Source organism: Chloroflexota bacterium, from assembly GCA_016875535.1.
Lineage (GTDB): Bacteria > Chloroflexota > Dehalococcoidia > SHYB01 > SHYB01 > VGPF01.
In genome coordinates this window covers 16,602-41,489 of the sequence record VGPF01000014.1, presented here as the reverse complement: position 1 = coordinate 41,489, position 24,888 = coordinate 16,602, and the positions used below count along the sequence as shown (strand labels likewise).

25 protein-coding genes are annotated in these 24,888 nt (G+C 64.9%); 16 read left to right on the top strand and 9 right to left on the bottom strand.

Going from position 1 to position 24,888, the window contains the following annotated elements; translation table 11 throughout:
* Positions 1-80 precede the first annotated feature (80 nt).
* On the bottom strand, positions 81-2,486 hold the full coding sequence (locus FJ039_05900) for a hypothetical protein (protein MBM4405701.1): 2,406 nt from the start codon (positions 2,484-2,486) through the stop codon (positions 81-83).
* 7 nt (positions 2,487-2,493) lie between these two features.
* On the bottom strand, positions 2,494-3,054 hold the full coding sequence (locus tag FJ039_05895) for a sigma-70 family RNA polymerase sigma factor (protein MBM4405700.1): 561 nt from the start codon (positions 3,052-3,054) through the stop codon (positions 2,494-2,496).
* A gap of 150 nt (positions 3,055-3,204) precedes the next feature.
* Here FJ039_05895 and rimI point away from each other — a divergent pair, with 150 nt between their 5' ends.
* The gene (gene rimI / locus FJ039_05890) at positions 3,205-3,912 is read left to right on the top strand and encodes a ribosomal-protein-alanine N-acetyltransferase (protein MBM4405699.1); all 708 of its coding nucleotides are present in this window, start codon (positions 3,205-3,207) and stop codon (positions 3,910-3,912) included.
* A 1,053-nt stretch (positions 3,913-4,965) separates the two neighbouring features.
* Here rimI and FJ039_05885 read toward each other — a convergent pair.
* Positions 4,966-5,178, bottom strand: a complete 213-nt coding sequence (locus FJ039_05885; GenBank protein ID MBM4405698.1) for a hypothetical protein — start codon at positions 5,176-5,178, stop codon at positions 4,966-4,968.
* 328 nt (positions 5,179-5,506) lie between these two features.
* Here FJ039_05885 and rpsB point away from each other — a divergent pair, with 328 nt between their 5' ends.
* The 9 genes from rpsB to FJ039_05840 all read left to right on the top strand — a co-directional run bounded on the left by rpsB (position 5,507) and on the right by FJ039_05840 (position 12,887).
* A complete protein-coding gene (gene rpsB, locus FJ039_05880) occupies positions 5,507-6,310 on the top strand; it encodes a 30S ribosomal protein S2 (GenBank protein MBM4405697.1) in 804 nt (267 codons plus the stop codon).
* A gap of 26 nt (positions 6,311-6,336) precedes the next feature.
* Positions 6,337-6,849, top strand: coding sequence for an elongation factor Ts (locus FJ039_05875; protein MBM4405696.1), 513 nt, complete (start codon positions 6,337-6,339; stop codon positions 6,847-6,849).
* A gap of 34 nt (positions 6,850-6,883) precedes the next feature.
* Entirely contained in the window at positions 6,884-7,600 is a 717-nt protein-coding gene (locus tag FJ039_05870; GenBank protein ID MBM4405695.1) for a UMP kinase, read from the top strand.
* 75 nt (positions 7,601-7,675) lie between these two features.
* A complete protein-coding gene (locus tag FJ039_05865) occupies positions 7,676-8,233 on the top strand; it encodes a ribosome recycling factor (GenBank protein ID MBM4405694.1) in 558 nt (185 codons plus the stop codon).
* Positions 8,234-8,237: 4 nt separating this feature from the next.
* On the top strand, positions 8,238-9,023 hold the full coding sequence (locus FJ039_05860) for an isoprenyl transferase (GenBank protein MBM4405693.1): 786 nt from the start codon (positions 8,238-8,240) through the stop codon (positions 9,021-9,023).
* Positions 9,023-9,814, top strand: a complete 792-nt coding sequence (locus tag FJ039_05855; GenBank protein ID MBM4405692.1) for a phosphatidate cytidylyltransferase — start codon at positions 9,023-9,025, stop codon at positions 9,812-9,814. Before FJ039_05860 ends, FJ039_05855 begins: the two co-directional genes overlap by 1 nt.
* Positions 9,815-9,820: 6 nt before the next feature.
* Positions 9,821-10,945: a 1-deoxy-D-xylulose-5-phosphate reductoisomerase gene (locus tag FJ039_05850; protein ID MBM4405691.1), complete on the top strand. Its 1,125-nt coding sequence runs from the start codon at positions 9,821-9,823 to the stop codon at positions 10,943-10,945.
* 36 nt (positions 10,946-10,981) lie between these two features.
* Complete coding sequence (gene rseP, locus FJ039_05845) at positions 10,982-12,046, top strand: RIP metalloprotease RseP (protein MBM4405690.1); 1,065 nt, start codon at positions 10,982-10,984, stop codon at positions 12,044-12,046.
* Between the two features lie 7 nt (positions 12,047-12,053).
* Entirely contained in the window at positions 12,054-12,887 is an 834-nt protein-coding gene (locus tag FJ039_05840) for an alpha/beta hydrolase (protein MBM4405689.1), read from the top strand.
* On the opposite strand, the gene FJ039_05835 is transcribed toward FJ039_05840, so the two are convergent.
* Entirely contained in the window at positions 12,884-14,008 is a 1,125-nt protein-coding gene (locus FJ039_05835) for an LLM class flavin-dependent oxidoreductase (GenBank protein MBM4405688.1), read from the bottom strand. The genes FJ039_05840 and FJ039_05835 overlap by 4 nt on opposite strands.
* Between FJ039_05835 and FJ039_05830 the strand changes: the two genes are divergently transcribed.
* From FJ039_05830 to FJ039_05820, 3 genes are all read left to right on the top strand, one after another.
* A complete protein-coding gene (locus FJ039_05830; protein MBM4405687.1) occupies positions 13,926-14,762 on the top strand; it encodes a deoxyribonuclease IV in 837 nt (278 codons plus the stop codon). The genes FJ039_05835 and FJ039_05830 overlap by 83 nt on opposite strands.
* A 209-nt stretch (positions 14,763-14,971) precedes the next feature.
* Entirely contained in the window at positions 14,972-15,271 is a 300-nt protein-coding gene (locus FJ039_05825) for a GYD domain-containing protein (protein MBM4405686.1), read from the top strand.
* A 32-nt stretch (positions 15,272-15,303) separates the two neighbouring features.
* A complete protein-coding gene (locus FJ039_05820) occupies positions 15,304-16,215 on the top strand; it encodes an alpha/beta hydrolase (protein ID MBM4405685.1) in 912 nt (303 codons plus the stop codon).
* A 13-nt stretch (positions 16,216-16,228) separates the two neighbouring features.
* Here the strand turns inward: FJ039_05820 and bioD are convergent, their stop codons facing one another.
* The 5 genes from bioD to FJ039_05795 all read right to left on the bottom strand — a co-directional run bounded on the left by bioD (position 16,229) and on the right by FJ039_05795 (position 21,817).
* Positions 16,229-16,936, bottom strand: coding sequence for a dethiobiotin synthase (bioD, locus tag FJ039_05815; GenBank protein ID MBM4405684.1), 708 nt, complete (start codon positions 16,934-16,936; stop codon positions 16,229-16,231).
* Positions 16,929-18,119, bottom strand: a complete 1,191-nt coding sequence (bioF, locus tag FJ039_05810) for an 8-amino-7-oxononanoate synthase (GenBank protein MBM4405683.1) — start codon at positions 18,117-18,119, stop codon at positions 16,929-16,931. Before bioF ends, bioD begins: the two co-directional genes overlap by 8 nt.
* Complete coding sequence (gene bioA / locus FJ039_05805; GenBank protein ID MBM4405682.1) at positions 18,076-19,434, bottom strand: adenosylmethionine--8-amino-7-oxononanoate transaminase; 1,359 nt, start codon at positions 19,432-19,434, stop codon at positions 18,076-18,078. Before bioA ends, bioF begins: the two co-directional genes overlap by 44 nt.
* 36 nt (positions 19,435-19,470) lie before the next feature.
* On the bottom strand, positions 19,471-20,484 hold the full coding sequence (bioB, locus tag FJ039_05800; GenBank protein ID MBM4405681.1) for a biotin synthase BioB: 1,014 nt from the start codon (positions 20,482-20,484) through the stop codon (positions 19,471-19,473).
* Between the two features lie 154 nt (positions 20,485-20,638).
* Positions 20,639-21,817: a hypothetical protein gene (locus FJ039_05795; protein ID MBM4405680.1), complete on the bottom strand. Its 1,179-nt coding sequence runs from the start codon at positions 21,815-21,817 to the stop codon at positions 20,639-20,641.
* A 353-nt stretch (positions 21,818-22,170) separates the two neighbouring features.
* Between FJ039_05795 and moeB the strand changes: the two genes are divergently transcribed.
* From moeB to FJ039_05780, 3 genes are all read left to right on the top strand, one after another.
* A complete protein-coding gene (moeB, locus tag FJ039_05790) occupies positions 22,171-22,974 on the top strand; it encodes a molybdopterin-synthase adenylyltransferase MoeB (protein ID MBM4405679.1) in 804 nt (267 codons plus the stop codon).
* 25 nt (positions 22,975-22,999) lie between these two features.
* The gene (locus FJ039_05785; GenBank protein MBM4405678.1) at positions 23,000-23,935 is read left to right on the top strand and encodes a cysteine synthase family protein; all 936 of its coding nucleotides are present in this window, start codon (positions 23,000-23,002) and stop codon (positions 23,933-23,935) included.
* Positions 23,936-24,158: 223 nt separating this feature from the next.
* The gene (locus FJ039_05780) at positions 24,159-24,749 is read left to right on the top strand and encodes a response regulator transcription factor (protein ID MBM4405677.1); all 591 of its coding nucleotides are present in this window, start codon (positions 24,159-24,161) and stop codon (positions 24,747-24,749) included.
* Positions 24,750-24,888 lie beyond the last annotated feature (139 nt).

Here is a 24,888-nt window from a genome sequence, read left to right as displayed (position 1 = left end):
GAATAGGTCGGTAACGGAACGGTAACAAGCGCGGCTGGATGAACAGGGGTGGTCAGGCGAACCGCTCTGAGAGCAAGCGACTAGCGACGCGCCGAAGTCGGCTCAGGTTGCCGGTTGGGGTTCCCCTGGTTGCCTGCGGCTGTCGGCGCGGGGCGTGTCGGCTCCGGTTGCCGTGTCGGCGGTGGCTGAGTGGGCGGGCGGGTCTCTTCGGGGCGGCGAGTGGGAGCCTGGGTCGGCGCTCGGGTGGGCGGACGCGTCTCTTCCGGCCTTCGCGTTGGCGGTTGGGTGGGCTGCTGCGTCTGGGGCGCAGACGTGCGAAGCTCCGACGTTGCCCCTGCCGGAGTTTCTAGGGAGACGGGAGTGCGCGCCGCCGAAGTAGGCGGCGGCGTGCTGTCAGGAGGCTTTGTCGGCGCAGGAGTCGGCGTCTTGGGCGGCTCCGTGGGTGGGCGCGTAGGCGGTGGAGTGGACGTGGGAGGCTGTGTAGGAGGCCGCGTCTCCGGCGGGCGAGTGGAGGGCAAGGTGGGAGGAAGCGTCGGTGGCTGGGTGGCGGGTCTGGTCTCCAGCACGCGCGTTGGCGGGACGGTGAGGGAGGCAGGCTGCGTCGCAGGCCTGGTTTCTGGGATGCGCGTCGGCGGCTTGGTCTCCGCAGGCCGAGTCTCCGGGACACGGGTAGGCGGCAGCGTTGCCGGACGAGTAGCCGGGACCTGAGTCGGCGGCTTGGTCTCTATTGGGCGGGTGGCTGGTACCTGTGTGGGAGCCTTCGTCTCAACTGGACGTGTAGCCGGACGGGTCTCCGGGATACGCGTGGGCGGGCGTGTTGCAGGCGTCTGCAAGGCGGGGCGGGTCACGCCGGGCGTGGGCGAGGGCGTTTGCGGGCGGACGATGGACGGGTTCGACTCTAGAGCGGCGAGCTTGGAAAGGCCTTCGTCCAGCTTCGCGATCTCATTGTTGTGGCGCGCCTCCAGCGTGGCGAGCGTCTCGTCGAAGCGGGCGGCCTGCTCCGGCGGGGCCATCTTCTTCGCCTCTTCCAGCTTCGCCACGGTCTTCTGATACTGCTCCGTGAGCCTGGCCTTGTTCTGCTCCAGGTTCTGGCGCTGGGCGTCAATCTTCTTGGCTTCGCCTTCGCTCAAGACGAGCGGCGGGCGAGGGCCGTCCGTGGCGATGGGCGGGCGCGTCTGCTCCCGGGTGGGCGGAACTCGCGTTGGCTCAGGGGTCGCGGCGGCTGCGGGGCGAGTGGCTCTCGGCGTGGCCGCCGGCGTCTCGCCGGCGGCGATCGCGGGGCGTGTGGCAGCAGGCGGCGCCGCGGGAGGCTCGCCGGCGGCGATGGGCAGAGAGGCGCTCTCCTGCGGCAGGCGCGATTCGATCCTGGCCTGGAGGCGCTGGACCTCTTTCTGCGCGCCTTTGGTCTCAAAGTGGGCGAAGCGCTCCACCTGGCGGTTCAGGTCCTCCGTCAAGGCGGGGATCTTGGCGCTTTCGCCCCGCTCCGCCAGGTAGGCGATCTCCTCCGTGCGCCGCTCCGCGAACTGGGCGGCCAGCTTGGCCTTGCTGTCATCGGAGCGGAAGGGGGCGCGCTCCTGGAGGTCTTCCACCGTGCGCTTCACCGGGTAAAGGACGCCGCGGGGCTTGGCATCTCCCGAGGCGTGGACGACGCCGTAGCCGCCGAAGAGGATGACGAGGACGGCGGCGCTGGCGCCCCAGGCCCGCAGAGGCATGAGGGCCGTTGGGATGCGCCAGATGCCGCCGCCGGAACCGTGGGCGGCGGATTGCCGCAGCTTGGCGCGGCCCGCGGCCTTGGCCTTTTGATCGGGCTTGACGCGATAGGTGGCCTGGGCGGCAAGGGCCGTCTGGAGGAGCGGGCGCAGGCGCTCGGCGTGCCGGGGGTAGGAGGCCAGGCAGGCCTCCACCGTGGCGCCCTTGCCCAGGCGTTCCAGGCAGGTGTTCAGGATCGTATCGAACTCGGCCTCAGGGGCCGTGTTCGCGGCGGCGGCCTGGGCGAGCTTGGCATTGATGGCGGCCTGGAGGCGCGCCTTGCCCAGGGCCTTGGCCTCCGGGCGCGGCTGGGCGCCGGCGATGCTCCGCGTGGCGATGGCGACCGACAAGAGCGGCCGCAGGGCCGCGGCGAAGGAGGGGTAATCGGTCAGGCAGCGCTCCATCGTCTCGCCCAGGCGCATGCGCTCCAGGCAGGTGTTCAGGACGTGCTCCAGTTCCGCCTCGGTGGGCGCGCCGGCAGGGGCGGCGGGCTGTGCCGCCAGGCGGGCCTGGATGGCCTGCTGGAGCTGCGCCTTGCCGAAGGCCTTGGCCTGGGGCGAAGGCGCGGCGGAGGCGAGGGCCTGCATCATCCGGGCGGTTGCCAGGAGGGGGCGCAGGTGAGCGGCGTGGGCGGGGTAGGCGGCCAGGCACTCCTCGATCTTGGCCCCTTGCTGAAGCCTGGCAAGGGAACCTTCGAGGGCCTCTTGGCGCGCTTTCTTGTGCGGTAGGGCGAACATGGCGCGTCTACTTCTCGATACCCGGGACATCGTGCCCTCGCTTCGCCATGGCGCGGCGAAGGGCTTGGATGGCGCTGTGCTGCATCGCCTTGATGGCGCCCTCTTTCTTGCCTGTGGCGTTGGCCGTTTCGATCAGGGAGAGGCCGGCGCCGAAGCGGAGGGCGATGACCTGGCGTTGGGAATCGGTCAGCACGGTCATGGCCTTCTTCACGTCGTCGGAGGTCAGGCCCAGTTCCACCAGCTCATCGGGCGAGTCTTGAGTGAGGGGGAGCCTTTCATCGAGCTCCGTCGTGGGGCGCTTGTTGCGGCGGCGGACGTGGTCAATGACGAGGTTGTGGGCGATGCGAAAGAGCCATGCGGCGAAGGGGACGCCCTTGAGCTTGAAATCACGGACGGCTTCGAAGGCCTTCAGGAAGACTTCGGAGGCGAGGTCTTCGGCTTCGGCCTGGTTGTTGAGGCGGACGAGGATGTAGCGGAAGACCCGGTCGTAGTAGGCTTCGTAGATGCCGCTGAAGGCGTTCAGGTCGCCGCGTTGAACCTCAAGGACGAGGCTCTCTTCAATGCCCAAACTGGCGCCCCCTGGATTAGCCCAAGCGGCCTGTGGGAGATGGCGGGTTGCGGTCGTCTCGTCGCTCACACCAATAGTAACGCACCAGAGTAGCCAAGGATAGCGGCCTGGAGGGGGGGTGTGCTAGAATCCGAATCTGTAGCACCTCTTATGGATAGGGCCATCTCCACCTACGGCTCCCCCGCCCCGCCGATGGGCTTTTTCGTGAGGCCCATGCGGATGGAAGACATCCCCCAGACCTCAGCCGTGGAGCGCGCCTGTTTTCCGGCCGGCTGGATCGCGACGCCGTTCAAAAAGGAACTCAAGAATCGTTCAGCCGTATATCTGGTGGCGTGCGAGGCGGCGGACCCCAAGAATGCCCTGGCCGAGGCTCACGCCTTCGACCATGCGCCCGCGCCTGAAGAGCCCGCCAAGGGTGGCCTGCTGCAGCTGGTGAAGGGGGTCTTTAGCCAGCCGGAGCCGCCGCCGGAGGACCAGCGACAGAAGATTGTGGGTTTTGTTGGGGTTTGGTTTATGGTGGATGAGGCGCATATCACGGTGATCGGCGTGCGGGATGAGCACCGGCGGCACGGGATCGGCGAGCTGTTGCTGCTGGCGGCGCTGGAGGTTTCGTTCCAGCGTGGGGCGCACGTGATGACGCTGGAGGTGCGGGTCTCCAACCAGGCGGCGCAGGGGTTGTATAAGAAGTACGGCTACCAGGCGGCCGGGGTGCGCAAGGGCTATTACACGGACAACAAGGAAGATGCGCTGATCATGACGACGGAGGCGATCGGCTCGTCCGCGTACAGGGCGCGGTACGAGCAATTGGCGCAAGAGCATGCCCAACGCTGGGGCGCGAGTGTGCGGTGGGTGGGGTAGGGGAGACCTCTCCCTGCGAGAGCAGAGAAGTGGGCCGCAGCGCTCCGTATCCAACAAGCACGGCAGCCATCTTCGAGAGCTAGCTGGTCTTCCTCGTATGTTCCTTATGGCCTATCCAAATATTAAGGTGGAGCACGACATCCTCAAGCATACTCCCCCAAGGGATTTACCCAACAGGCCCTTCGTTCGCCCCCACCCCTTTGACATGCGAACAGATGTTCGTGTGTATATTGATGTGTAGGCTGTTGCAAGGACAAACGAGGTGAAGGATGCCGAGCCCGGTGCATAGGCGCTGTGCAAGACTCACCTCCGTTTGGGCGTCGCGTGGACGGCCTTCGGCACAGGGCCCGCGCCCGGCCGCCTCCGTCAGCTCCCCGCACTCGCCCCAATGCCGGACCGCTTCCGGTGCGGTTCGGCAGAAGGCGAACGCGCGGGAGTCAAGCCTTGGGCACACCCCCAACGCCCTGAGCGGACCGTGGCGTCGCGGACCCTTTGGGATGCCGGGACCTTCGGTGGTCGCCGATGCCGGCATCGTCTCGCAAGCCCGGCATGGACTCCGGGCCTTCCTTCCATCCGGCCCCTGCCGCTTCGGCATACCGCATGGGATAGGTCTCCGCTCCCTGTCGGCAGAGAGGGCAACGGCGCCGGAAGGGCGCCCTTGCTGGGAATGCCGCCGGCCCACGCCACCGCTCGGCCCGCCTCTCACCGGAGACATCACTCCTCTTGCGGCGGCCGCACACCGGGCGTTCCGAACGCCTGAAAAAGGAGTACTCGCCCGAGCCATCGGGACTATCCGGGCCTGACGCGCCTCGTCGCCGAAGGCCCGTTACATGATGTGGAGGGTGCCTGCTCTCCTGCCTAGCGGAGACCCCTCTGCCGTCCACGCGACCGTTTTTCCCGCCCTCTCTGCCCTTCCCATTGCCACGTCCAACGATCACCCGTTCGGCGTACCTGGCGCGTCACCCCGCGTGTCGCACCCAAAGCATGTTACACACCTGGACAAACGCTCCCGTTCTCTCTAATCGAGCGCCCTCCACCTATCCCACCAGCCGGTCATACTCGGCTGCAAAGCGCCTTCGATTTGCCCGCCCCGTGCTCTCGCAGCGCCCGCTCGGCAAGCCGGTCGAGCCTTCCTCTTTTGGCGTCCGCTTCGAACTCCGCATCCCAGGCCGCGGCGTCGAAACGCTCGAACCACCGGCGCAGGCTCTTCCGCTCGTTGCGGGAAAGCCCCCGGAGCTCCTTCACAAGTCGCTGTACGCTAGTCATAGGGATCCCTGTGCTGCCAATATAGGGTACGTCCTCCACCAGGTCAATTTCCTGTGCCCGCTCTATTCCTCTGCGCCGTTCCTCACAAGTTCTACCCTGCCTAGCAGCTCCAGGCCATTCAAAATCCGTCTCCATCCGTGAAAGTCCCCGAGTGCATTTCCTGCTCCTTTCAGTGCGTTCAGTGTGCTCAGTGGATGAATACTCCCTCCTCGCTCCCTGTGCCTTCACCCTCCTCCGGTTGCCCCTCTGTTCCCTTTGTGGTACGATTTCCGTCGCACTCATCTTCGACCGTGGCCTTTCTGCGCGTCTTTTTCGAATTGGGAGGGGTATGCAGCAAGCGTTAGAACAGAAACAGCAGGGCAACAGCAACACCCAAGAGCTGGTCAGCATGAAGCTCCTCTTGGAAACCGGCGTCCACTTCGGGCACAAGACCCGCCGCTGGAACCCCAAGATGAAGCAGTACATCTTCACCCAGCGCAACGGCATCCACATCATTGACCTCCAGCAGACCGTCGGCCTCCTCGCTAAGGCCTACGACTATGTGAAGACCACCGTCGCCAATGGCGGCGTCATCCTCTTCGTCGGCACCAAGAAGCAGGCCCAGGAGGCCGTGGAGTCGGAAGCCAAGCGCTGCGGCATGCCCTTCGTCAGCCAGCGCTGGCTCGGCGGCACCCTCACCAACTACGCCACCATTGCCCTGCGCATCACCTACCTCGAACAGCTGGAACAGCAGAAGGCCAAGGGCGAATTCGCCCGCTACTCCAAGAAGGACGCCCTCAAGCTGGAAGAAGAGCTCGCGAAGCTCAACCACCACCTAAGCGGCATCAAGGCCCTCAAGAAGCTGCCCGATGCCCTCTTCGTCGTGGACCCCGGCAAGGAAGCCATCGCCATCGCCGAGGCCCGCCGCATGAAGGTCCCCATCGTGGCCATCAACGATACCGATTGCGACCCCAACTTCATTGACCACCCCATCCCCGGCAACGACGACGCGATCCGCTCCGTCCGCCTCATGACCGGCAAGATCGCCGATGCGGTCCTGGAAGGCAACACCCTCCGCCAGCAGCGCCTCATCGAAGAGGTCAAGGCCGCCGAGGGCGCCAAGGCCGAAGCCGCCGCGTCCGCCAAGTCCTAGCCGGGTCCGTAGCACAGGAGTCCCCCGTGGCTGTCAGCGCAGAAGCAGTTAAAGCTGTCCGCGAGCGCACCGGCGCAGGCGTCGTCGAGTGCAAGAACGCCCTCGAAGAGGCCAAAGGCAAAATCGAAGAGGCCGTCGAAGCCCTCCGCAAGAAGGGCATCGCCAAGGGCAACGCACTCGCCGCCAAAAAGGCCGGCGCAGGCGGGCAGGGCGTCGTCGCCTCCTATGTCCACCAGGGCAGCCGCATCGGCGTTCTGATCGAGCTCAGCTGCGAGACTGACTTCGTGGCCCGCACGGAAGAGTTCAAGGCCCTGGCCCACAACGTCGCCATGCAGATCGCCGCCATGAACCCCAAGTACATCGGCGATGGCGACCTTCCCGAGAAGCCCGAAGGCCCCCTGGCCGAGGTCAGCCTCCTCCACCAGCCCTTCATCCGCGAGCCTACCCGCACCATCAAAGACCTCCTGGCCGAGCTCATCGGCAAGGTCGGCGAAAACATCCGCGTCCGCAGATTCGTCCGCTTCGAACTGGGCGGCTAGACCCGGCCGGACCAAGGCCGGCGAGGGGTGAGCCATGCCGGAGCCACGGTACAAGCGCGCCGTGCTCAAGCTGAGCGGTGAAGCCCTCAAAGGCGAGGGCGGTTCCGGCATTGATCTCACCACCCTTCGCTTCGTGGCCAACCACGTCAAACAGGCCCGCGATCTGGGCGTGGAGATGGGCGTGGTCGTCGGCGGCGGCAACATCTGGCGCGGCGCCGAAGCCGCCAAGCTCGGCATGGACCGCACCACCGCCGATTACGCCGGCATGCTCGCCACCGTCATCAACGCCCTCGCCCTCCAGGACGCCCTGGAGAAGATCGGCGTCGTCACCCGCACCCAAACGGCCATCCCCATAGACGCCGTCGCCGAGCCCTTCATCTACCGCCGCGCCATGCGCCACCTGGAAGTGGGGCGCGTCCTTATCTTTGCCTCCGGCACCGGCAACCCCTACATGACCACGGACACCGCCGCCGCCCTGCGCGCCACGGAGATCGGCGCCAACGTCCTCCTCATGGCCAAGAACGGCGTGGACGGCGTCTACGATTCCGACCCCCGCAAGAACCCCGGCGCCAAGAAGTTCGCCAAGCTCAGCTACCTGGAGGCGCTCAACCTCCGCCTGCAGGTGATGGACAGCACAGCCCTCTCCATGTGCATGGACAACAGGGTCCCCATCGTCGTCTTTGATATCCAGGATCCCACCGGTGTGCAGCGGGCGCTCCTGGGCGAATCCGTCGGCACGGTGATTTCCTAGGTACAATACAGGCAATCTATCGCGGCCCCGTCACCCCTACCGGGCGAACGGCCGCAAAGGCGAAAGGCAGCCATCATGTCGCAGGACGTATTGCGCAAAGCGGAAGACAAGATGAAGAAGAGCGTCGAGGCCTTTGAGCGCGACCTAGCCGGGATGCGCACGGGCCGGGCCAGCGCCGGCCTGGTGGACGGCATCATGGTGGACTATTACGGCACCATGACCCCCATGAAGCAGCTCGGCACCATCAACACGCCGGAGGCCCGCCTCATCACCATCCAGGTCTGGGATAAGGGTGCCGTCTCCGCTGTGGAAAAGGCCATCCAGAAGGCCAACATCGGCCTCACGCCGAACATAGACGGCATGACCATCCGCCTGGCCGTTCCGCCCCTCACGGAGGAGCGGCGCAAGGAGATCGTCAAGATGGTCCACCGCCGCCTGGAAGAGGCCAAGATCGCGGTGCGCAACGTCCGCCGGGACGCCATCGAAGAGCTGCGCGCCCTGGAGAAGGATAAGCGCATCTCCCAGGACGACCAGAAGCGCGCCGAAGCCCAGCTCCAGAAACACACGGACACCTCTACGGATAAGGCGCAAAAAGCCTCTGACGCGAAAGAGGCAGAAGTGCTGCGGGTGTGAGGGGATGCCCCCTCGTCAATCGTTCGCACAAGAGCGGGCTGAAGAGCAGAGCGCCCGCTCCAGCGCCGTCCCGCGCCACGTGGCCATCATCATGGACGGCAACGGGCGCTGGGCACAGGAGCGCGGCCTGCCGCGCCTGGCAGGACACCGCGCCGGGACCAAGAACATCCGGCGCGTCCTCAAAGCCTTCGATGGCCTGGGCGTCCGCTATGTCACCATCTACGCCTTCTCCACGGAGAACTGGACGCGCCCGCCGGAAGAGGTCAAGGGCCTCTGGCGGCTCCTGGGACAGGTCATCGGCAGGGAGTCCAGGGCCCTCCACAAGAACAACGTCCGCATCAGGCACATCGGGCGGATGGACCGCCTGCCGCCCAGCCTCCAAAAGGCAATAGACCAGGCGCTGGAGCTGACCAAGGAGAATACCGGCATCACCCTCACCGTGGCCCTGGATTACGGCGGCCGCGCCGAGCTGGTGGAGGCCGTCCGCCGCCTGCTCCAGGAGGGCCTGCGCCCCGGCGAGGTCACGGAAGAAGCCATCGCCGTCCGCCTGCACACCGGCGGCCTTCCCGATCCCGACCTCATCATCCGCACCGGCGGCGAGATGCGCCTGAGCAACTTCCTCATCTGGCAATCGGCCTACGCCGAGTATTACGCCTCCCCCGTCTGCTGGCCTGATTTTGATGAGGCGGAGACGGCCAAGGCGGTGGAGGCCTACGGCAGGCGCCAGCGAAAGTTCGGTGGCCTCCTCCATGCGAACGGGGCCTCCGCCCCTGAAAGCGGTGGGCGCTGATGCTCCTCCAGCGCTTTATTTCCGCTAGCATCGCGCTTCCCATCCTGGTGCTCATGATCTGGTTCGGCACCGGGACCACCATGGCCCTTATCGCCGCCGCATCCGTCATCGGCATCCGCGAATTCCACCGGCTCGCCGTCCGCGCCGGGCCAACGCCCGTCCTCTTCCTGGCCACCATCGGCGGCGTCCTCTTTGTGGTGGATGCCGGGACGGACTTCAACTTCACCATGGCCCTTATCACCGGCCTAGTCTTGGCCCCGCTCTTCCTTCTCCTGGTGCTCGGTTCGCGGGAGCGCTTCCTTTCGGACTGGGCGTGGACCCTGGCCGGAGTCTTCTATGTCGCCTGGACCCTCTCCCATGCCGTCCGCATCAGCCGCCACGCCGATGGCCGCGAATGGCTTCTCACGGCGGCGCTCCTCACCTTCGCGGTGGATACGGGCGCCTACTTCGTCGGGCGGCTCATCGGCAGGAACCACATGGCGCCCAGCATCAGCCCTGGGAAAACTTGGGAGGGCGCGATCGCCGGGCTTGCGGTCGGCATCGGCGCGTCGCTTGCCGTCACGGCCGGTTTCGGCCTCCCCATCGGCGCGTGGAAGGCTGTCGTCCTCGGCCTGCTCATCGGCATCTTCGGCCAGGCGGGAGACCTGGCGGAGTCCATGATCAAACGCGCGGCCGGCGTGAAGGATGCTGGCGGACTTATCCCGGGTCACGGCGGGATTTTGGACCGGCTGGATAGCCTGATTCCATCGGTTGTCGTGCTATACTACTTCCTGACCTACGGATTGGGGTGACGCCTCATGAAGGGCCTTGTCGTCCTCGGCTCCACAGGTTCCATCGGCCGCCAGACCCTCGATATCGTTCGCGCATTCCCTGACCGCTTCAAAGTCGTCGGCCTTGCGGCGGGAACCAACATCGAGCTGTTGGCCAAGCAGGTGGAAGAGTTCCACCCAAAGATGGTCTTTCACACCCAAGGCGTGCGGGAGGTCCTGCCGCCCAACGGGTGGAAGTTCACCCCCATGGAGGAGATGGTCGTCCAGTCCTCCGTCAACGCCGTCATGGTGGGCACCGTGGGCAGAGAGGGCCTCCTGGCGACCCTGGCCGCGCTGAACGCCCGCAAGAGCGTGGCCCTGGCCAACAAAGAAGTCATCGTCATGGCGGGGAACATCGTCATGTCAGCCGCCCAGCGCAACGGCATCGAGATCCTGCCCGTGGACAGCGAGCCGAGCGCCATGTGGCAGTGCATGCGCGGCGAGGATAAGGACGTCTCACGCATCTTCCTCACCGCCTCAGGCGGCCCCTTCCGCACACGCCCCCTGAGCGAGATCGACAAGGTGACCCAAGAAGAGGCGCTGAACCATCCCACGTGGCGCATGGGGCGCAAGATCACGATTGACTCGGCGACGCTGATGAACAAGGGCTTTGAGGTCATCGAAGCCAACTGGCTCTTCGGCGTCCCCATTGACCGCATCGAAGTCGTCGTCCACCCGCAAAGCATCATCCACTCCATGGTGGAGTTCGCGGACGGCTCCGTGAAGGCCCAGCTCGGCCCGCCCGATATGCGCTACCCCATCCAGCTGGCGCTCTCCTACCCGGCGCGCTGGCAGAACCCCACGCTGCCCCAGTTCAATCCCATCGAGATCGGCAAGCTCACCTTTGAAGCGCTGGACCTGCGCCGCTATCCCTGCTTCAAGATGGCCCTGGATGCCGGCCGCAAGGGCGGCACCTACCCTGCCGTTCTCGCCGCCGCTGATGATGTCGCCGTCAGCCTCTTCCTCTCCCACCAGATCTCCTTCGGCGAGATGCCCAAGATCGTCGAGGCGACCCTGGCGGCGCACAAGCCTATCAAATACCCCTCCCTTGAGGATATCCTTGAAGTGGACACCTGGGCCCGCGATTATGCCGGGCGCCAAGTTGTGGACTAGGCGGCCCGTCCCCGGGCTAGGTGTGGAGTCGGCGGCGTGACGATCATTGCCTTCCTCATCGTCTTCGGCGTGCTCATCCTCATCCACGAGCTTGGGCACTTCATCACGGCCAAGCTCGCCGGAGTGAAGGTCCAAGAGTTCGGCATGGGTTATCCGCCGCGCATCTTCGGCATCACGCGCGGGGAGACGGTCTACTCCCTCAACTGGCTGCCCCTCGGCGGCTTCGTGAAGCTCTTGGGGGAAGAGGACCCCAGCCATCCCCAGAGCCTCGCCGGGAAGAGCCGCAGGGTCCGGACGCTGGTTATCAGCGCCGGGGCGCTCATGAACCTCTTCCTGGCCCTCTTCCTCTTTGCCATCGTCTTTATGGTGCCGCAGAAGGCGGTCTTCCACACGGTGGCCATCCAAAGCGTTGCTGATGGTTCCCCAGTTGCGCTCGCCGGTCTCCAGCCCGGAGACGTTGTTAAGAAAGTGAATGGCAGGAAGATTCGCAATATCAATGACTTGCGATATCAATATCAACTGCGCCTTGGGGCAAAGGCCACTACTGTGGTCGAACGGAACGGCGCGCTGCTCTCCATCAACGTGACGCCGCGCTGGAAGCCACCGGCGGGCCAAGGCCCCACGGGGATCAGCATCGCTGAGCCTGAGGACGAGCGGACGGCCAGCTACCGCGAGCCGTTCCTCACGGCGGTGCCCCACGCCTTCCGCCAGGCGGGCGAGACGCTCGTGCTGACACGCAACGGCATCACCAAGTGGTTCGTCGGTGACGCCGATCCGCTGGACGATGTCGCCGGGCCCATCGGCATCGCGCGGGTCACGGGAGAGGTGGCGGAGCACGGCACCATCGTTGACCTCACCATGTTCGCCGCCTTCCTCAGCCTCAACCTCGCTATCATGAACATCTTGCCCATCCCGGCCCTGGATGGCGGCCGCCTCCTCTTCGTCGCCATCGAGTTCGTGCGCCGGGGCAAGCGCATCCCGCCCCAGAAAGAGGCGATGGTTCACATGATCGGCTTCGCCACCCTCATCGCCATCATGGTCATCATCTCCGTCTTTGATATTCAGCGCATCATCCGTGGCGAGAATGCGATAGGCGGTTGATGGCCCTGTGACCGCCCTCCACTACCGCTCTTACGGCCACTCCGGCCCGCTGGTCATCGCTGTCCACGGCGGCCCGGGCGCAACGGGCTCCATGGGCATCGTCGCCCGGGAGCTTTCCGATTCGTTCCGCGTCCTGGAGCCGTACCAGCGCGGGGTCGGCCCGGTGCGCCTCTCCGTCGCCGTCCATGTGGAGGACATGCATCAGTTTATCCGGGAGCGCTGTGCCGGGGAACAGCCGATAATCGTCGCCCACTCCTGGGGCGCGATGCTCTCCCTCGCCTTCGCCGCCGTCTATCCCACTGCCGCCTCCGCCATCGCCCTCATCTGCTGCGGCACCTTGGACGAGAACACCCGCGCCAAGATGAACGGAATCATCGAATCGCGGAAGGTCGGCGAGCTCAAGCGCCAATTCCAAGAGGTGGAGCGCGCGAGCGACCCAAACAGGCGCATGGCCCTGATAGCGAGGGCGATGCTGAATGTGCAGTCGTACGACCTGATTCCCAGGGAGGCCAAGGGCGAGAACCGCCGCGAGGCCACCATGGCGGGCTTCCAGCGCGAGGCGTGGGAGGACATGGTGCGGCTGCAGAACAGCGGCCTCTACCCCAAGGCTTTCGCAGCTATCAAGGTACCCGTCATCATGCTCCACGGCGCGTACGACCCGCACCCCGGGCCCATGATCTACCAGAGCCTCAAGCCCTACCTACCCCAGCTTGAGTATCGCGAATGGGAGCGCTGTGGCCACTATCCCTGGCTGGAGCGCCACGCCCGGAACGACTTCTTCGTGAGCCTGCGCGAATGGCTGACAAGGCAATCGCGCCTCGGGTTGCGCAGAGGCGATTAGGCGTTCCACTTCCGCAGTGTCGGGATGATTTCCTTCGCGTAGATCTCCGCGAAGCCCTTCGTCTTGTCCGCCGGGCCTGACGGCGCGAGGATGAAGTGGCGTACGCCAGCCTCCACGAACTGCTGCATCCGCTCGGCGCATTGTTTCGGCGTGCCGACGATGGGGTATTTCTTGACCAGCTGGGTGAAGTCCTGGGCGTAGTTCGTGCCGAGCGCCGCCGCCGACCATCCGGCCGCCTCTTCGAATGAGTCGGCCACGCTGGTGAAGGCATAGAGCGTTCTCTGGATCTTCGATGGGTCACGCCCCGCTTTGTGCGCGATCTCCTCGATCTGCTTCACGCCGTCGCGGTACATCTCCGGCGTGTACATATACGGTATCCATCCATCGCCGTAGAGCGCCGTCCGGGGGATGGACCCGCGCCGCCCGCCGACAAAGAGCGGGGGGCAGGGCTTCTGCACCGGCTTGGGCTCGATGGAGACGTCCTCCAGATTCCAGAATCGGCCCTTGAAGGTGACGTTGTTCTCCGTCCAGAGCCGCTTCATGATCTGCATGGCCTCGTTCGTCCGGGGGCCGCGCTCCTCCCGCTTCACGCCCATGGCGATGAACTCCTTCGGGTACTCCCCGCCGACGCCGACGCCGAGGATGGCGCGCCCGTTGGAGGCATGGTCCAGCGTCACGACTGCCTTGGCGACGAGAATCGGATGCTTGAGCGGCATCAAGAGGATGGAGGTGCCGAGCAGGACGCGCTTGGTCACTGAGGAGGCGACGGCCAGGGTCATGAGTCCGTCGTGCATCGGATGGCGCCAGATGATGTGCTCACCGGCCCAGATGGAATCGAAGCCGAGGTTCTCCAGGCGGACCGCATCGTCCGCGATCGATCCGCCGCGACCGCCGAAGGTCATTCCGAACTGCAATGTGATGGGCATGCTGCTCCCCCAAGGATGTAGGCAAGAAAACGCCGCCATGATACCATAGCGAGCGGCCTCCCAACCCTGGTGAGTCATCCGTGGGCGGCTGTGCTGGAAGGAGCGCAACCCTGTGAAGATCGGCGCGCATGTCTCGGCGGCCGGCAGCCTGGACAAGGCGATAGACAACGCCCAGAGGATCGGCGCGGAGTGCATCCAGATCTTCGCCTCCGGCCCCACCAACTGGCACGTGAAGAACCACTCGCCGAAGGAGCTCCAGGCCTACAAGGAAAAGGCGGCGAGAACGGGCATCGGCCCATGCGTCCTCCACGGCGTCTACCTCATCAACTTCGGCTCGCCGAACCCCGATCTTGTCGCCAAGGGCATCGAATCGCTGCTCCAGTACCAGCGCGTGGCGGGCAACATCGGCGCCATGGGCACCATCTTCCACATCGGGAGCCACAAGGGACAGAGCTTCGAAAAGGTGCTTCCCCAGGTGGCCGCCGCCTTCCACAAGGTGTTGGACGCCATGCCGAAGGACGTCTCCCTCATCATCGAGAACAGCGCGGGGATGGGCAACTCCATCGGCGCCACCTTCGCGGAGATCGGCGCGGTCATCAAGGAGGTCGGCGATCCAAGGGTGAAGGTCTGCCTAGATACCCAGCACTCCTTCGCTAACGGTTACGATGTGGCCACCAAGGACGGCCTCAATCGGGTGATGGAGGAGCTGGAGAAAGAGGTCGGCGCCAAAAAGCTCGTCGCCGTTCACGCCAACGATTCCAAGTGCCCCCTCGGGGGCGGCCTGGATCGGCACGATAACATCGGCGAAGGGCCCATCGGCATGAAGGGCTTCGCCAATATCATGAAGCATCCGGCCTTCAAGGACGTGCCCTTCTATCTGGAAGTCCCCGGCTTCGACGGCGAAGGGCCGGACGCGAAGAATATCGAACGATTGAAAGGGCTGCGCTAGCCGTGCCCGACCTCAAACGTAAGAAAGAGCCCTCGCCATTCACGTTTCAGGAGCGTATGGTGAGCCTGGGAATATCCCTGGCCATCGCCCTCATCGTGATGGCGGCCGCGCGGAATGTTCTCTGGGGATTCCTGGTCTTCTTCGTGCTGACCATCGCGATCAACGTTTACATCCTGAAGCGCAAAGGCCACAAGTTCTAGGGGTGCTGTATGCCGATTTTTGTCGCCCTCGGCAAACTGACCACGGAGGGAGCCGCCTACATGCGGGACCTTTCCCTCCGCCACAAGCATGCCGCTGCCAACGCCGAGCGCCTAGGCGGCAAGCTGCTGGCGAGCTACGCCCTCATGGGGCAATATGACTTCTTGGCCATCCTTGATTGCCCTAACGAGAAGGTCGCCATGAAGATCCTGGCGAAAGAGGCCTCCCACGGCAACGTGCGGTACGAGACGATGACCGCCGTGCCGATCGAAGAGTTCGCGAAGCTGGTTGACGAGGCGGGCATCCACTGAGCCACGCCATATCTCACATCTGAGGTGCAGGAATGACCCTGGCAGAGAAGTTCGGCGGCATGGAAGTCCACAAGGCGGCGCGCGCCATCGGCATCAAGTTCGCCCAAGACGCCGTCCCGGAGAGCAAGACCGTCACCGCCAACGGCATGAAGCTCAACTATCTCGATTGGGGCAACCACGGCAAGCCCAAGCTCCTCTGCCTCCACGGCGGCGCGCAGACGGCCCACAGCTGGGACTTCTTCGCCCTCGGAATGCGCGACCAGTTCCACATCGTGGCGCTCGACCAGCGCGGCCACGGCGATAGCGACTGGTCCCAGGAGGGCGACTATTCCCTGGAGTCTCACGTCAAGGACATTGACGCCTTTACAGACGCCATCGGCTTCAAGCAGTTTGTCCTTGTCGGTCTTTCCATGGGTGGGCGCAACGCCTACGGCTTCACCTACCGCCACCCCATGAAGGTGAGCAAGCTCGTCATCTGCGATATCGGCCCCGAAGTGAACATGGCCGGCTCCAAGCGCATCGGTGAGTTTCTCCAGGACACGGAGGTCTTCGAGTCCTTCGATTGGCTCGTTGAGCGGGTGAAGCGTTACAATCCGCACCGGGAGGAGAAGCAGATCCGCGGCAGTCTGCTGAACAACTTGAAGCAATTGCCTGACGGGAAGTGGACCTGGAAGTACGACCGCCGTCGAGGGTTGCGCCAGCGCGGCGGCGGCGAGATCACGGACAAGCTCTGGGCCGAGCTCAAGGCCATCACGTGTCCGGTGCTCCTGGTGCGCGGCGGCAACAGTGACATCCTGACTTCGCAGACGGCCAAGAAGATCGTGGCCGCGGTGAAGAGCTGCTCCTTCGCTGAAGTGCCCAACGCGGGCCACCTTGTCCAGGGCGATAATCCCGTCGCCTTCGAGAAGGCTGTGCGGCAGTTCCTCGGCGTCCCGGCGAAGTAGACCTTGCGCGGTCTTACGGGAGTCGTGAGCGCTTGATGGTGGTGTTGCGTAGCAGCGCGGGTACTTTCCCATACGCGCTTGCCCCCATCGCCAGCTTCGCCAGTTGCCCCTTCGTCGCCTTCTTCAGCGTGATGAGCGGCAGCTTGGGGTAGCGCTCTCTGAGAAAGCGCACGTTCTCCGCCTCAACCACCGGCGGCTTCGGCGAAAGGCCGCTGCAGAACAGCGCTGCTATTGCCAGCCCTCTGCGCTCCGCCGCCTCCACCGTCAACATCGTATGGTTCAGCGTCCCTAACCCCGGACGGATGACGATGATGAGCGGCGCGTTGAGCGTCCTCGCCAGATCTGCGAAGTCGTAGCCCTTCGCCAGCGGCACCAGGAGTCCGCCCGCGCCCTCTACGATGGTCACCTCGTGGCGCTTGGCGATGGCCGTGCACTCGCGCGCGATCTTTCTTGCGTCTATCGTCGCCCCGGCCCGCCGCGCCGCGATCAAGGGCGCTAGCGGCTCGGGATAGGCGGCCAGCGTGTAGGTGGAGAGGGCCGGATTCTTCGTCAGCCTGCGGTACTGCGCCTCATCACCGTCCACCAGGGGCTGTGCGCCCGTCTGCACCGCTTTCACCAGCGCCACCTTATGCTTTGCCGCGAGCCGCTTCGCCAGCCACGCCGCCACGATGGTCTTGCCCACGCCGGTATCAGTGCCGGTGACCAGGTATATGCTACCCACGGCGGCTCTTCCCCAGGGCCTTCAGCACGGCGTCTACATCTTGCTCGGTGTGCGTCGCCATCAGGTTGAATCGTATCCGCGAAGTGCCCTTCGGCACCGTCGGCGGGCGAACGGCCTTCGCCAGGATGCCCCGCTTCCGCAAGCGCCGCTCCATCGCCACTGCCGCATCTGCCGCGCCGATGACCAGCGGCACAATCTGCGTCTGCGATGGCGTCTCCGGATAGCCGAGGTCGCGGAAGCCTTCGCGAAGTCTTTGGGCGAGCGCTAAGCCGGTGGTTCTTCGCCATGGCTCCTTTGCGACGATATCGAGCGCCGCCAGCGCCGCCCCCACGGAGCCCGCCGGGAGGGCGGTGTTGAAGATAAAGGTGCGCGATCGGTTGATAAGGAAGGAGATGAGCGTCGCATCGCCTGCCACAAAGCCGCCCGCCGAGCCGAGGGCCTTGGAAAGCGTCCCCATGACGGCGATGGGCCCGCCCGTGATGCCGGAATGGCTCAGCGCGCCCGCGCCATCGCGACCCAGGATGCCGGTGGCGTGCGCCTCGTCTATCACCAGCAGCGCGCCGTATCGCTTGGCGAGCGTGAGGATGTCCGGGAGCGGCGCGATATCGCCGTCCATGCTGAAGACCGACTCGGTGTAGATGAGCTTCCGCTTCGCGCGCGACTTTCTCAGCAAGCGCTCCAGGTCGCTCGGGTCGCAGTGGCGGTAAATGACGGTCTCCGCGCGCGAAAGGCGCGTGCCGTCAATGATGGAGGCGTGGTTCAGGCTATCGCTGAAGATGGTATCGCCGGGGCCGGCTAGGGCGGAGATGAGCCCCACATTCGCCAGGTAGCCCGAGCTGTAGAGCAATGCCGCCTGCATCCCTTTCAGCTTCGCCAGGCGCGCCTCGAGCTCGTGGTGCAGCGGCGTCGAGCCGCAGAGGAGCCGGGAGGAGGCAGCGCCCGCGCCGTAGCGCAGTGTCGCCGCATTCGCCGCCTTAATGAGGCGCGGGTCGGTGCTGAGCCCCAGGTAGTTGTTGGAGGTGAAGTGCAGGCAGCGCCTTCCCCCCAGGGCGACGCGCGCCTCCGGGCCGCTCTCCGGCGTCACGATGGTGCGCGTGAGCGAAAGCCGCTCGATCTCGCGCAGCTCCGCCGCCAGGCTGTCAGCCCAAGCCGGGGGAAGACCGAAGCGCGCGCCCGATGCCATAGCTCACCGCTCCTACAAGCTCGTCAAGCTCCGCCTCGCTGATGCACAGCGGCGGCATGAGGATGATAACGTCTCCCAAGGGCCGCACAAAGACGCCCTTTTCCCGCGCCGCCAGGCAGGAGCGCCAGCCCATGCGCTCCGCCGCCGGGAAGGACCGCTTGGTCGCGCGATCGGCGACGAGCTCGATGCCGACCATCAGCCCCTGCTGGCGCACCTCGCCGACGTTCGGGTGCTCCGCGAAGGCCGCGCCCAGCAGCCGGCGCAGGCGCTCCGCCCGAGCGCGGACGCGCTCGATGACGGGCTCTTTCTCGAAGATGTCCAGGCTGGCGAGCGCGGCGGCGCATGCGATTGGATTCCCGGCGTAGGTGTGGCCGTGGAAGAGGGTCTTTTCATAGTGCCCGGCGTCATAGAAGGCGCGATAGACCTTCTCCGTCGCCAGCGTCGCCGAAAGGGGCAGATAGCCGCCGGTGATGCCCTTGCCGAGCACCATGATGTCCGGTGTCACGCCTTCAAGGTCGCAGGCGAACATCGCGCCCGTCTTGCCGAAGCCCGTTGCCACTTCGTCCGCGATAAGCAGCACATCGTGCCTATCGCAGATCTCCCGCAGGCGCTTCAGGTGCCCCTCCGGCGCGACGATGATGCCCGCCGCCCCCTGGACGCGCGGCTCCACGATGACCGCCGCGACTTCCTTCCCGCGCTCCGCCAGGAGCCGCTCCAGCGCAGTTGCGCAAGTGAGGTCGCAGGCGGTTCTGGCGGCGCAGGCGGAGCAGCGATAGCGGTGCGGGCTCGGGATGCGCAGCGGCTCGACCAGCAGGGATTCGTACGGCTTGCGGAAGATGCCGTCCGCGCCCACGCTGCTCGCGCCCAGGGTATCGCCGTGGTAGGCCATGTCCAGGGAGACGATGCGCGTGCGCTCCGGCAGGCCGGCGTTCCCCCAGTATTGCACCGCCATCTTGAGCGCCACCTCCACCGCGCTCGCGCCGTCGCTGCTGAAGAACGACCATCGCAGTCCCTTGGGCACATGCTGCAGCAGTCGCTCGGCAAGCTCCATCGCGGGCGTGTGGCTGACTCCCAGGAGCGTGCTGTGCTGCAGCCGCTCCGCCTGGCGTTTGATCGCCTCCACGATGCGCGGCTCGCCGTGGCCGTGGACGATGGTCCACAGGGAGGCCACACCGTCCAGGTATTCCTTGCCGTCCTTGGCCACCAGCCGCGTCCCGTGCGCCCGCTCGATGACGAGCTTCGGCTCCGCATCGAAGCGAGCCATCTGGGTGAAGGGATGCCATATCGCTGAATGGCGCGGCGGCTGTGACGGCATCAGGTGGTCCTGCGGGAAGATTCGCGGAGCGGCGGCTTATGCGCGCGCGGCGGCCGGTTCGTGGGCGGGCGTCTCGTCGCCGTGCTCGATTGCAAAGCCCATGTCTTTGATCATCTGGAGGGTCTCGTTCCAGTGCTGCCCCGGCGTGGTGAGGTAGCCCTCAGTGAAGACGGAATTCGCCGGATAGAGCGAAAGCGGCTGGAGGGAGCGTAGATGCACCTCGCGCCCGCCGGAGACACGGATCTCCTGCCTGGGATTGAGGAAGCGCGCCAGGCAGAGGATGCGCAGGCACTGGTGCGGCGTCAGGCGCCCTTCATCCTGGAGCGGCGTTCCCTTGATGGGGATGAGGAAGTTGATGGGGATGGACTGGACGTTCAGGTCGCGCAGCTCCAGCAGCATGTCAATGATGTCGTCGTCCGTCTCCCCCATGCCGACGATGCCCCCGGTGCAGAGGTTCATGCCCGCCGCGCGCGCCGCCTTGAGCGTCTGCATCCTGTCCTGGTAGGTGTGCGTCGTCGTGATGGAGGAATAGAAGCGCTCGCTCGTGTTGAGGTTGTGGTTCAGCTGGTCCACGCCCGCTTCGCGAAGGGCGCGCGCCTTCGCCTCGTCCATCAGGCCTGCGGAGACGCAGACCTTGATGCCCACCTCGTCCACGATCTGCCGCACCGCGCCCGTGAGGAAATCAATCTCCCTAGGCGTCGGCCCCCGCCCCGCGGTGACGATGCAGAAGCGCTTCGCCATGGCGTTCTTCGCCCGCTTCGCTCCCTCCACCAGCTTCTCCCGTGTCACCATCGGGTACTTTTCGATGGCCGCCTTGGAGATCTTGGACTGAGAGCAGTAGCCGCAGTCCTCCGGGCAGAGGCCGCTCTTGGCGTTCATGAGGACATGGATGTGGACCTTGTTGCCGCAAAAGGTGCGCCGCACCCGGTAGGCGGCGGCCAGCAGGTCCATGATGTCGCTGTCCGGCGAGCGGAGGACGCCATGGCATTCGTCCCGGGTGAGACATTCGCCCCGGATGGACTTGTCGGCGAGCGCTTGGTAGGAAATCATTGGACCTGCCGAAGCTTGGGTGCTGTTTGGAGGAGCGAGAGAGCCCTGTTATTGTAATCCATCCGATGCCTGGTCAGAGGCTGCCTCTCCTTTTCTTCTATGCCGATAAGATCCGCACCAATCTGTGTCATCTGTGGATCAAGGCTTCCTGTTCTTACGCCCTCGGCAGACCCAGTCCTCTATTGGCTATGAGCCCGCGCTGGATCTCGTTCGCGCCGCCCACGATGCTGAACATGAGCTGCTGGCGCACGTTGTGCTCCATACGGCCGTCCACCTGCACATAGCGCTTCAGCGCCGTATGGCGCTCCACCTGTCCATAGAGGCCCAGCGCCGCAACGGCCACGTGGGCGAACCGCTGCGTCAGCTCGCTGCCGAAGATCTTGACCTCAGAGGCCTCGAACGTGGGCGCCTGGCCGATGCTTTGCAGCCACCCGATGCGGTAGGCCATCATGCGGCACGTCTCGATCCGCACCGCGATATCCGCCAGCTTGTGGCGCAGGACGGCCGTCTGCGGGTCGTGCCTCTTGTGGCCTCCTTGGGCGCGCCAAAAGGCCACAAGCTCCTCTAGGAGGCGCTGGTTCGTCGCTGCGTGCTCGATGACCACCCGCTCATGGTTGAGGAGCGTTGTCGCCAGGTACCAGCCCTGGTTTACCTCGCCGATGACGCACTCTTTGGCATTCACCCGGCAGTTATCGTAATAGACGATGTTCTGCATCCCGCCGCCCAGGTTCCCGAACTCTTCATACCGGATGCCCGGCGTCTTGGCTGGGATGATGAAAAAGGTGATGCCCTTGTGCTTCGGCGTATTCGGGTCGGTCCGGGCCAGCAGGAAACTGTAGTCGGCCAGGTGGAGGTGGCCGCCCCAGATCTTGGTGCCGTTGATGACGAAGTCGTCGCCGTCGCGGGCGGCCTTGGTCTTCAGCCCGGCAAGGTCGGACCCGGCGTCCGGCTCGGAAAAGCCCTGGTGAAAGTTTATTTCGGCATTGGCGATGGGGGCAAGGAACCGCTTCTTCTGCTCGGGCGTCCCGTGGCGCATGATGGCGGGGCCAAGATAGCCGACTCCGGCGTCACGGGCATAGAAGCGGTAGTAGGCGCTCTCCTCCGCAAAGATAAGCTGGATGCTCATGGGCGATTCCGTCCCGCCGTACTCCTTCGGCCAGGACATCGTCAGCCACTTCTTAGCCGCCAGCTTCTTGCGGACGCTTTCGATGAAGTGGTGCTGTTCGTCCCGCTCGTCGTACCCGCCGTACCAATCGGGCGGCAGCTCCTTCGTATAGAAGTCCTTGACCTCCTTGCGGAAGGCCTCGTCCTCGGCAGAAAAGGCAAAACGCATCGTGGGACTCCATTCGGGAAAGCTGCGGAAAAGATTCTAGCACCGGGCGCAGGTCTGCGACAGCCAGCCAGGGCCCGAGGCCTTCAGGAGGCCGTCTGTGCCGACTTTGGCAGGTAAGGCCGCCCGGCAGGAGTGAACATAAATCCTTCCCGCCGTTTGCCGTCGTCAGACGCCCTCTGATATACTTCCCCTGATTTCTCTAGGGGCGGCTCTGAGGCAACAGCGCCTGCACCTTAGCCGCTAAAGGCATCATCTAAGCCGATAGGAACGCACGCTCTTCAAGAATCTGTGCGATCTGTGGAGACAGCCTTCGGGTCCCGCCTCTTTCCGCAGGAAGGACGTTCGCCATGACGATGACCAAAACATTCACGCCGCAACAGCTGAAGCGCTATTCGCGCCACATCATCATGCCTCAGGTGGGCGGCAACGGCCAGCGCAAGCTCCTTGATGCCAAGGTCTTGCTCCTCGGCGCGGGCGGCCTTGGCTCTCCCACGGCCCTCTATCTCGCCGCCGCAGGCGTCGGCACCCTGGGCATCGTGGACTTTGACGTGGTGGACTTCAGCAACCTCCAGCGCCAGATCCTCCATGACACCAACGATGTCGGCCGTCCCAAAGTCGTTTCTGCAGCCGAGACCTTGAACGATATCAACCCTGATGTGAAAGTCATTCAGATCGCCAAGCGGATGGACTCAGAGAATGCGATGGAGGTCTTCAGCCAGTACGACATCATCGTGGACGGCACAGACAACTTCGCCACCCGCTACCTGAGCAACGATGCCGCCTATTTCCTCAAGAAGCCCCTCGTCCACGGCTCCATCTTCCTCTTTGATGGCCAGGTCAGCGTCTTCGAGCCCGGCAAGGGTTGCTACCGTTGCTTGTACCCGGCCCCGCCGCCTCCCGGCATGGTGCCCAGCTGCGCCGAGGCGGGCGTCTTCGGCGTCCTCCCCGGCATCGTCGGCTCCATCATGGCCGTCGAAACGATCAAGCTTATCCTCGGCCTCGGCCGGCCTCTGGTGAACCGCCTGATGATCTTCGATGCGCTGGAGATGGAGTTCCGCGAGGTCAAGCTGCGCCGCGATCCCAAGTGCCCCCTCTGCGGCAACCACCCGACGGTGAAAGAGCTCATAGACTACGAGGTCTTTTGCGGCGGCGCCTAACCCCGGGCTTCGCACAACACCCCGTATGCTCTACGCCAACCTCGTCGAGGCCATCGGCAAAACGCCCCTGGTGGAGCTGCGCAACTCCAGCCCCAAAAAGGGCGTGCGCATCTTCGCCAAGCTGGAGGGGCAGAACCCCACCGGCAGCGTGAAAGACCGCATCGCCAAGTACATGCTGGACGCCGCCGAAAAGTCCGGCGCCCTCACCAAGAAGCACATTATCCTGGAGCCCACCAGCGGCAACACCGGCATCTCCCTGGCCATGATCGGCCGGACCCGCGGCTACCAGGTGAAAGTGGTGATGCCGGAGAACGTCAGCGTGGAGCGGCGCGAGCTCCTGCGCGCCTACGGCGCGGAGATCGTCCTTTCGGACGGCAAGTCCGGCACCAACGGCTCCATCGTCGTTGCGCAGGAGATGGCGGCAAAGGACAAGCGCTACTTCATGCCCTACCAGTACGGCAATGAGGCCAACCCCCGGGCCCACTATGAGACTACCGGTCCGGAGATCATCCGCGATCTCCCCCAGGTGGACGTCTTTGCTGCGGGCCTCGGCACCGGCGGCACCCTCACCGGCATCGGGCGCTACCTCAAAGAGAAGAACCCCAAGACGCAAGTCGTCGCCATCGCGCCCCATCCCGATGAGCTTATCCAGGGACTCCGAAGCCTAGAGGACGGCTTCATCCCGCCCGTCCTCGATATGTCTGTCCTCAACGGCCGCATCATCGTCCGCAGCGCGGAGGCTTTCAAAGCCACCCGCGAGCTCACGGAGAAGGAAGGCGTCTTCGCCGGTATCTCCTCCGGCGCCGTCCTCGTCGGCGCGCTCAAGGTCGCCGCCCGCCTGGAAAAGGGCAACGTCGTTTGCCTCTTTGCCGATGGCGGCTGGAAGTACCTGAGCACCCACCTCTGGACCAAGAGCTATGAAGAGATCGAAAAGCAGGTGAAGGGCAAGCTCTGGTGGTAGGCAAAGGGCCGCTCGATTGCTGCTGCGGCTCGTCGCTCCCGTTCAGCCCCTGATTTTGCTATCATAGGGCGTCCCTTCATCCCCCTGTGGCGGTGTCCTTTTTCCTATGGCTCGCATCCTCATCATCGGCGGCGAAACCCCTGGCGCTCAGGCCGCCCTTGCCGCGTCAACCCAGGCTGACGCCCAGACCGTCTCCGCGGGCGACCTCGCCGCCGCATTGGAAATGCTTGACGGCGACCGCCCCACCCTCGCCATCCTCGACCTAAACGATGTCGCCCCCTCCAACCCGGAGCTCGCCCAGTTCCTGGCCGCCTGCGCCGATGGCGAAAGGCTTCCCATCCTCGCCCTCTTCTCCGCCGGCAGCCTGCCTGCCTTCGAGCAGGTCGGCCCCTTTGATGATTTCGCCGTCTCGCCCTTTCGCCTGCCGGAGGTCGCCTTCCGCATCCGCGCCCTTCTCCGCAAGCATGCCCCTGAGGGCGTCGGCGCGGACGCCGTCATCCGTGTGGGCGACCTTGTCATTGACCTCTCGCGCTACGAAGTACTTCAGGGCGGCAAGCGGATGGAGCTCACCTTCAAGGAGTACGAGCTCCTCAAATTCTTTGCCACCAATCCCGGCAAGGTCTTTACCCGGGAAACGCTCCTCAACCGAGTCTGGGGCTACGACTACTATGGCGGCACGCGCACCGTGGACGTCCACATCCGCCGCCTCCGCAGCAAGATCGAGCACGGCCCTTACGTCTTCATTGACACCGTCCGCAACGTCGGCTATCGCTTCAACGATAGACCTGAACCGGGTTCAGCACCTGGTTTGTGAAGCTCGTAACACTGTTGTTACATGACGATTCAGTACCCAGGGTGAATCTGAGGCATAATACGGCCCTAGTGCGCGTCGCCAGGAGTGCGTATCCTGTTGCACGAACAATGTACCGGCGAGAAATCGCCCGCTAAAGGAG

Excerpts from the sequence above, each read along its gene's own strand:
- FJ039_05870 (MBM4405695.1), top strand. The coding sequence starts at position 6,884 with ATGCCGGAGCCACGGTACAAGCGCGCCGTGCTCAAGCTGAGCGGTGAA.
- bioB (MBM4405681.1), bottom strand. The coding sequence starts at position 20,484 with ATGATTTCCTACCAAGCGCTCGCCGACAAGTCCATCCGGGGCGAATGT.
- FJ039_05855 (MBM4405692.1), top strand. The coding sequence starts at position 9,023 with ATGCTCCTCCAGCGCTTTATTTCCGCTAGCATCGCGCTTCCCATCCTG.
- FJ039_05780 (MBM4405677.1), top strand. The coding sequence starts at position 24,159 with ATGCTTGACGGCGACCGCCCCACCCTCGCCATCCTCGACCTAAACGAT.
- bioA (MBM4405682.1), bottom strand. The coding sequence starts at position 19,434 with ATGCCGTCACAGCCGCCGCGCCATTCAGCGATATGGCATCCCTTCACC.
- FJ039_05865 (MBM4405694.1), top strand. The coding sequence starts at position 7,676 with ATGTCGCAGGACGTATTGCGCAAAGCGGAAGACAAGATGAAGAAGAGC.
- moeB (MBM4405679.1), top strand. The coding sequence starts at position 22,171 with ATGACCAAAACATTCACGCCGCAACAGCTGAAGCGCTATTCGCGCCAC.
- FJ039_05785 (MBM4405678.1), top strand. The coding sequence starts at position 23,000 with ATGCTCTACGCCAACCTCGTCGAGGCCATCGGCAAAACGCCCCTGGTG.
- rpsB (MBM4405697.1), top strand. The coding sequence starts at position 5,507 with ATGCAGCAAGCGTTAGAACAGAAACAGCAGGGCAACAGCAACACCCAA.
- FJ039_05900 (MBM4405701.1), bottom strand. The coding sequence starts at position 2,486 with ATGTTCGCCCTACCGCACAAGAAAGCGCGCCAAGAGGCCCTCGAAGGT.
- FJ039_05860 (MBM4405693.1), top strand. The coding sequence starts at position 8,238 with ATGCCCCCTCGTCAATCGTTCGCACAAGAGCGGGCTGAAGAGCAGAGC.
- FJ039_05835 (MBM4405688.1), bottom strand. The coding sequence starts at position 14,008 with ATGCACTCCGCGCCGATCCTCTGGGCGTTGTCTATCGCCTTGTCCAGG.
- FJ039_05820 (MBM4405685.1), top strand. The coding sequence starts at position 15,304 with ATGACCCTGGCAGAGAAGTTCGGCGGCATGGAAGTCCACAAGGCGGCG.
- FJ039_05825 (MBM4405686.1), top strand. The coding sequence starts at position 14,972 with ATGCCGATTTTTGTCGCCCTCGGCAAACTGACCACGGAGGGAGCCGCC.
- FJ039_05885 (MBM4405698.1), bottom strand. The coding sequence starts at position 5,178 with ATGACTAGCGTACAGCGACTTGTGAAGGAGCTCCGGGGGCTTTCCCGC.
- FJ039_05795 (MBM4405680.1), bottom strand. The coding sequence starts at position 21,817 with ATGCGTTTTGCCTTTTCTGCCGAGGACGAGGCCTTCCGCAAGGAGGTC.
- FJ039_05850 (MBM4405691.1), top strand. The coding sequence starts at position 9,821 with ATGAAGGGCCTTGTCGTCCTCGGCTCCACAGGTTCCATCGGCCGCCAG.
- rimI (MBM4405699.1), top strand. The coding sequence starts at position 3,205 with ATGGATAGGGCCATCTCCACCTACGGCTCCCCCGCCCCGCCGATGGGC.
- bioF (MBM4405683.1), bottom strand. The coding sequence starts at position 18,119 with ATGGCATCGGGCGCGCGCTTCGGTCTTCCCCCGGCTTGGGCTGACAGC.